This window comes from Allobaculum sp., from assembly GCF_047010065.1.
GTDB classification, from domain to species: Bacteria; Bacillota_I; Bacilli_A; order Erysipelotrichales; family Erysipelotrichaceae; genus Allobaculum; species Allobaculum fili.
In genome coordinates, this window is sequence record NZ_JBKXLD010000106.1 from 1 (window position 1) to 7,340 (window position 7,340).

A 7,340-nucleotide genomic window follows, 5' to 3' on the forward strand; every position below is an offset into this window, starting at 1 on the left:
CATCTGTTTGTGAAAAACTCGATGTCTCTCACAAGGCTTGTTTATCATATCATCAGAAATCTCTGTCAACAGCTATTTGTGAATTTCTTCATGATTTTCACTTAAGCTGTTTTCTTCGATATCTAAAGGTGATTTGACGACTGAGAGAAGCAATTCCCCTCAGCGCTCAACTATAATAACACGGGCATCGAAGCGATGCAAGCATTATTTGTGAATTTTTAAAATATTTTCGCGAGTTGATTTCAAGTGCTGTTTCCTTGCGCAAACAGCTTCCTTATTTAATCAGAGATCCCCAAACAAGGTCAAGTAAATGCATCGGATCCTCGGTGACTTTTTGCTCAAATGAGCCGTATGCTTCTTATTTTTCAAAAAGGATGTCTTTCTGAATGCCTCGAATGGTTCCATCTCTTATAAAGCCAAATCTGGTTTCCGCTATCAGCCGGAAAAAGCCGAAAAGGCTTTGTATACTGTTCGTTTATCTTCGGGCTGCTTTCTGCCTGTCGATCGAAGCAGAGCAAACGGACGCCACTGCAATATGCTTAGCGAAAGTTTACGCTCACGAAGAAATCCGATCATTCCTCTCAGGAGCGAACGAATAAAGACTGCCTTCTACTGAACGTTTCTATCCTATTTATTTTATATGGGAGCCTCTGTATGGCTTAAGTGCCCGATATGGATTCATGGATGCCAGAACGTCATTTTTTTCTGGCGTCTTCTCCTTCCTCGTTTGCTTTCTCATCCCACCTTTCCATTTGTTCGGCTGCATTTTTCTTTTACGTCCGTGCACAAATCAACGGGAAATCGATAAATGTTTACTAAATCATGTTTTCAATTTCAGGTAAAAGCTAAAACGAGGCTTGGAAAGGCTTACAATAGCAGCTTTTCGGATGGACGCTCCCCTCGAACGCGTCACGTCAGACAAAATCCCCCCTGTGTTTGTCTGAGACATTCGAAGAGAGGAAAGGAGAAATATGAAAACACTCAGACAATGGAGTCTGCCCGTGCTGATGGTCCTGCTTTCCATCAGCATGCTGCTGCCAGGACAGATCCAGACAGTCGCTGCGAACGAAACCGATTCGCCGCAGACGGTTGAACAGATTACTGCCGCCGACGGGCGGGAGAAGCTGAACTTCAACCAGGGCTGGAAATTTGTCCGCGCAAATATTCCAGAAGCTGTTCAAGTCGACTACCCCCAGTCCGAACTGGAACGCTGGGAAAATGTCGATCTGCCGCATCCCGTTCGTTTGGAAGAATACAATGCGAGCGGCGGCAAAAACTATCAGGGAGAAGCGATGTACCGCAAGCACTTCTACCTGGATGAATCCTATGCCGGAAAAAAAACTTTACTTCGAGTTTGAAGGCGCCATGGGCGTTACCGATGTATGGGTCAACGGGACCCATCTTCAGTGCCCGTTAGCCAAGCTGACCGGAAGCAAAGATGGAAACCATACCCAGTACGGAGGCTATCTTCCCTTCATCCTCGATATTACGGATGCCGTTCACTGCGATGGCGAGAAAAACGTCATCACAGTCCTGACCGACAACCGGGACAATGGACTGGTTCCTCCCGGAAAGCCGCAGGGCAGTCTGGACTTCTCGTACTTCGGAGGTATTTACCGCAACGTCTATCTGCATTCCGTGGAATCGGTTCATATCACCGATGCGACGTATGAAAACATCGAAGCCGGAGGCGGAATTCTGATCGATTATCCGTCGGTCAGTGAACAAGAAGCGACCGCCGTTGTCAAAACGCACGTGCGCAACGAAACCGATGCAGACAAGCAAGTCACCCTCAAGTCGACATACGTTGATCCGCAGGGCAAAGAAGCGCTCACCAAAAGCTCAACCGTAACGATTTCAGCCAGTGATGCGCAGACGATCGCGCAGAATTTCAAATTCGAAAACCCGCAGCTGTGGGATCTTGATCACCCCAATCTGTATACGCTCGTTTCCACCGTTACCGTCGACGGCGAGGAAGTGGATCGAACAGAAACCACAACCGGTATTCGTACCGTCATCTTCAGCGCCACGGAAGGCGTAAAAATTAACGGGAAGCATCTGGGATTCCTTTCCGGTGTCAACCGTCATCAGGAATATCCGTACATCGGCTATGCGGCATCGGACAACCTGCAGCGCAAGGATGCCATCCTGTATAAGAACGCGGGCTTCCAGATCGTTCGCACCGCCCACCACGCCCAGTCGCCGGCATTCCTCGACGAATGCGACCGGCTTGGCATTCTCGTTGTAGAAGCCATTCAGGGCTGGCAGTACTGGAATGACAACCCCGTATTCGCAGAACGCGTAAAAAACGATACGCGCCAGATGTTGCGCCGCGACCGCAATCACCCCTGCATTTTCGCGTTTGAAACATCGCTGAATGAATCCACCGGCGTTCCGGCTGGATTTACCAACTCGCTGGAAGAAATCGCAAAATCCGAAGGACCTTCCGTTCGCACAGCCGTTGAAGCCTATGATGATTCAACGAAAGGCGATATCGTCTGGGGACGCCCGGAAGAACTTAAGAACGATACATCGCAGTCCTTCATTCGTGAATACGGCGACTTCTGGCTTGAACAGTACGGCTACTTTACCGATACGTGCCGTGTCACCCGCGGCCCGGGTACTTACTACCCCGGCGGAGAAGAGCGAATGGTAGAACAGGCCAACAATCGCCTGTACAACGGCTTCCATTTCGAGGGAACAGGAGTAATCTCTTTAGCCGAGGGTAAAAAGCTGTATACCGACAGCAATAAACGCATGGCCGGTATGACCATGTGGATTGGTATCGACCATAACCGCGGATACGATCCGACGATTTCCGCCTGCGGTATCTGGGATCTGTTCCGCCTTCCGAAATATTCCTACTATGCGTTTGCTTCCCGGCGTCCTGTGGAACACGACACGGACATGGAAGCCAAAGGCATTGAAACCGGCGAAACGATCTTTATCGCCAGCACCTGGTCCAAAACCGCACGCTTGAAGCGGTATTCGAAGCCGATGTGATCTATACGCCAGACTGGACACTCCTCGATCAGGTGATCACCAAATCAAATTCGGTTTTCAAACAGAAAGACAGCTACCAGGAAGCAAACTGGACCGCCTTTGAGAACGAGCTCAACCGCGCAAAAGACCTGCGCAAAAACAGTAAAGCCGAACAGGATGCGATCAACGCCCAGTCCGCTTCGCTGAACCAGGCGCTCCTCAAACTGAGAAAAACACCTTCCGCAAGTCTGATCCGCTAAAAGCAATTCGCAGTACAAACTGAATTCCATAATTAAAACTGCGGCAGATCCCATCCATAAAGGATCTGCAGCTTTTACGTCTTACTTCTAATGTCTCTGGATTCGTTGCTGTTTCTTTTCTGATTCCTATTCGAGCCGGAAATACGAAAAGCCGAAGAATACGGGATTTCTCCTTTATTCTTCGGCTGTTTTGTTTTTGCGATTGAGTATAAAACAAATTGAAGTCCCAATCGGACGTACGTCCGATCTGGCATGTGAATGGCTAAGCTGTGGCTGTACTTAAATGCTTTACCGTCTTTCTTTTAATTCTCTGCCATTCCAGAACGGAGATTCCAGCGCAGAGAATTTCCGTAATCACAAACGAATACCAGGAAAGATCAAGACCGAAGAGACGGGCAAGAACCCAGGTAAGCGGAACAGGAAGAACGAGCTGACGAAGCAGGGTGATCACAAGACTGATTCCTGCATACCCAAGGGCTTGAAACGCAGAGCAGAGAATCATCGATACGCCAGCGAATACAAAGCTCCAGGAAAGGACGCGCAGGCAGGGAATGCCGATCGCATACATGGACTGATCCGCATTGAACATCGAGAGAAGCTGAGACGGGATCAGCTGGAACAGCACCGTTCCAAACACCATGATGGCACAAGCCAGAAGCAGTGAAAAACGAACCGCCGGGACGATCCGATCCATTCTTCTCGCACCATAGTTGAACGCGACAATCGGGATGAGCGCGTTGCTCAGGCCCATAACCGCCATGAAAACAAATTGCTGAAGACGGGTATAGACATTGAATACCGAAACGGCCATAGACGAAAACGGCATCAGAATCCAGTTCATGAACACAGACATAAAACTCATAACTGCCTGCATGACCATTGCCGGAATGCCGATTTTCAAAATGCGGCCAAGCAGTACCGGATCCCAGCGGAACATTTTGAGATTTGTATGAATCTCCGGGACTTTTCGATAGGTGATCCAGATTCCTAACCCCATGGCTACGATCTGGCCAATCACGGTTGCAACCGCCGCTCCCCCCGTACCCATATTGAAGGTGAAGATGAACAGCGGATCCAGGAAAATATTAATCAGAGCGCCTGTTCCCTGAATAGCCAGGTTATACATCGGACGGCCCACCGCCTGCATGATTCGCTCGTACGTGATCTGGAAGAAGATTGCAAAGGAACAGCCGCAGCAAATCTGTAGATATACATTTCCCTGCATAAGCACTCCCGTATCCTGCGTGAAAAGCGCAAGGAATGCCCATGATCCAAACAGACCGAACAGAAGGAAAATCAGCCAGTTGATCAGAGAAAGAAACAGACCGTTCAGAACTGCCTGACTCGCCATTTCCCGATTATGTTCTCCAAGATAGCGGGAAAGGACCGTATTGAAACCGACACCTGTACCGCAGGCAATGGCGATCATCAAACTCTGTATGGGGGAACACAGACTGACCGAAAGCAGTGCTTCCTGAGAGTAGCCGGCCACGTACATGCTGTCGATAATATTATAGAGAGCCGACATCAGCATGCTCAGTGCAATTGGCACAGACATGGACAGTACCAGACGGCGGATCTCCATCGATTCCATTTTATGCATCAAAAAAACCTCCAATGGTGTACTCTATCACACGCGTCACCATTCCCAAAACCTCATCCCCGGCTTCTCAGACGGCTGGCCTAAGGGCTTTGGACCTCCCATTTCCAAAAGAAAACTCTCCGTAAGATACCGGATTTTGCCTTTATCTTTCGGCGAGATTCCTCATTCCTGAACAGAGTCCCATTTCATTCAGCTGTTTTTAGTCGACCGCAGTTTGACGATTGCTTGAATTCGCTAAAGATACGAAAACGTGTCAGCCATAAAAGAAACTATCACTAACTAACTAGAAGATTCCTGCGTAATCGGGTCAGGCAGCTTCTCGGATATTCATTTTATCCCTCACTATCAACTTTCTGCCTCACTTCAACCGGTTCTGGTTGAACATCAACTAATTCTGATTAAACATCAACTGATTCTGGTTGAACATCAACTGATTCTGGTTGAACATCAACTGATTCTGGTTGAACATCAACCATTTCTGGTTGAACATCAACTGATTTTCAGGATAATCCGCCCTCTCAGTTGATGTTCAATTTTTCTGATAATATCATCAACTTAGAGAAGTCTGTTCGCCAGTTCCTCACGCACTGCCTCCAGGCTGAAAAGAGGAATCTTGTACTGCTTATATCAATGAAAGGAGAGCTTGCATGACCGACCAGGAAAAACTGAATTCAATCCTTCAAAACGGAGAGCATCTTACTCTAGAATGTAAGAAAGCAGCCAATGAGATCCCGAAAGATTTATGGGAAACGTACTCATCTTTTGCCAATACGCATGGAGGCACTATTTTATTAGGAATTGAAGAAAACCTTAAAGAATTCGACAGAGCCAAGCGATTTACCGTTCTAGGTGTTTCGAATCCAAACAAAAGGAAAAAAGAATTCTGGGACACTATGAATGGAGAAAAAGTCAGCGCAAATATTCTTCTGGATCAGGATGTCCAGATCCTGAATATTGACGACAAGTCCGTTCTGCAGATCGATATTCCTCGCGCGTCCTATCACTTTCGTCCGGTTTATATTAACGGAAATCCCTTTAAAGGAACCTTTCGGCGCAATTACGAAGGCGATTACCACTGTTCCGAAGATGAAGTGCGATCGATGCTTCAGGACAGTTCGGATCAAGGGCTGGATGGAGCCGTGCTAGAAGGGTATACGATGGCGGATATCGACCTCAATTCACTCCATGCTTACCGAAATGAATTTGAGGTACAGAACCGAGGACATATCTTTAATACATACTCCGATGAGGATTTTCTTCTGCATATTGGAGGATTTGCCAGAAACAGACAAACCGGCCAGGAGTTTCTGACCGAAGCCGGCTTGCTTATGTTTGGAAAAGGTCTTTCCATTCGAGAACGCTTCAGCGCTCTCTTTATGGATTATCTGAATCAGGCGAAGATGATGCCTGGTCAGCGCTGGTCCGATCGCCTGACAATCGACGGCCAATGGGAAAACAATCTGTACACTTTCGTACATCTAATCCTGCCCCGCCTGACCAGAGATCTGCCAGCACCGTTTCAGCTTGACGGGATGACCCGGGTAGATGATACCGATACCCATAAAGCGATTCGAGAAGCAGTGATCAATATGGTCATTCATGCCAATTACAGAACCAGCGGATCCCTTAGAGTCGTCCGATATGAAGACAATCTGCTTTTTTCAAATCCTGGAAACCTGAAAATCCCAGTAAGTGAAATTTTTAAAGGAGGCCATACGTCAGCCCGAAATCCGAAAATACAGCAGATGTTTCGAATGATCGGCTTATGCGACAATATTGGATCGGGTATTCCAACCATACTGAAGATCTGGAAAGAAAAAGGATGGCAAGAGCCGGATCTCTATGACAATGTCACCCTGCAGCAAGTGGAATTACGGCTATGGCTGACCGCAGGACTCTCAAGCAATACCGAAAAAGATTTGATCAACCGCTTAGGACCGAATGTCTTTCACTCGTTATCTGAGAACGAAAAAATGATTCTATCCATCGCTCTAAATGAAAAACAGGTAACCGTTCGGCGCATGGAACCTGTTTTAAAACTCGACCCGGTGGAAATTTCTTCTCTGCTTCAGGAATTGACCGCTCAAAAGATTTTAATCTGTCATCAGCAGCACCGTTCTTCCTTCTATACCTTCAACGAGAATCTCATATCCAATCGCGATACAGATACTACTCCACCAACAGTGCCCGATTCCGAAAGCGCCACGAACACCGACATGAATACGACGGATCATGCAATTCTGGCTCTGTTTTCTCGATACGAAACTTTGACTCTAGTCCAGATCTGTGACGAAATTGATTCGCTCAATACAGTACAAAGTGCATCTAAAGCCGCAAATCGCCTGGTTAAAATGAATCTGATTTCCAAAGGAAAGGCTGGCCGAAAAGTCGTCTTCAGAAAAAAATCCTGAAAACGCTCTTCCCAATAAAACGAAAAAACCCCCGAAAGATATTGGATCTCTCCTTTATCCTTCGGGGATTTCATTTTGTCTGGC

At 47.3% G+C, this 7,340-nt stretch carries 5 protein-coding genes; 4 read left to right on the forward strand and 1 reads right to left on the reverse strand.

The window, feature by feature from the left end; translation table 11 throughout:
* The first annotated feature begins 971 nt into the window (after positions 1–971).
* The 3 genes from ACLUYS_RS08605 to ACLUYS_RS08615 are packed head-to-tail and all read left to right on the forward strand — an operon-like array spanning position 972 to position 3,242.
* Complete coding sequence (locus ACLUYS_RS08605) at positions 972–1,358, forward strand: hypothetical protein (protein WP_230268464.1); 387 nt, start codon at positions 972–974, stop codon at positions 1,356–1,358.
* The gene (locus ACLUYS_RS08610) at positions 1,327–3,003 is read left to right on the forward strand and encodes a glycoside hydrolase family 2 protein (RefSeq protein WP_412659611.1); all 1,677 of its coding nucleotides are present in this window, start codon (positions 1,327–1,329) and stop codon (positions 3,001–3,003) included. The genes ACLUYS_RS08605 and ACLUYS_RS08610 overlap by 32 nt, the downstream gene beginning before the upstream one ends.
* On the forward strand, positions 3,000–3,242 hold the full coding sequence (locus tag ACLUYS_RS08615) for a hypothetical protein (protein ID WP_230268466.1): 243 nt from the start codon (positions 3,000–3,002) through the stop codon (positions 3,240–3,242). Before ACLUYS_RS08610 ends, ACLUYS_RS08615 begins: the two co-directional genes overlap by 4 nt.
* 262 nt (positions 3,243–3,504) lie before the next feature.
* On the opposite strand, the gene ACLUYS_RS08620 is transcribed toward ACLUYS_RS08615, so the two are convergent.
* Positions 3,505–4,845, reverse strand: coding sequence for an MATE family efflux transporter (locus ACLUYS_RS08620; RefSeq protein WP_412659612.1), 1,341 nt, complete (start codon positions 4,843–4,845; stop codon positions 3,505–3,507).
* Positions 4,846–5,492: 647 nt separating this feature from the next.
* On the opposite strand from ACLUYS_RS08620, the gene ACLUYS_RS08625 reads away from it, so the two are divergent.
* Entirely contained in the window at positions 5,493–7,256 is a 1,764-nt protein-coding gene (locus ACLUYS_RS08625; protein WP_288340553.1) for an ATP-binding protein, read from the forward strand.
* Positions 7,257–7,340: the final 84 nt, after the last annotated feature.

Bases quoted from the DNA above. Each gene is read 5' to 3' on its own strand.
- ACLUYS_RS08625 (WP_288340553.1), top strand. From the start codon at position 5,493: ATGACCGACCAGGAAAAACTGAATTCAATCCTTCAAAACGGAGAGCAT.
- ACLUYS_RS08610 (WP_412659611.1), top strand. From the start codon at position 1,327: ATGCCGGAAAAAAAACTTTACTTCGAGTTTGAAGGCGCCATGGGCGTT.
- ACLUYS_RS08605 (WP_230268464.1), top strand. From the start codon at position 972: ATGAAAACACTCAGACAATGGAGTCTGCCCGTGCTGATGGTCCTGCTT.
- ACLUYS_RS08620 (WP_412659612.1), bottom strand. From the start codon at position 4,845: ATGCATAAAATGGAATCGATGGAGATCCGCCGTCTGGTACTGTCCATG.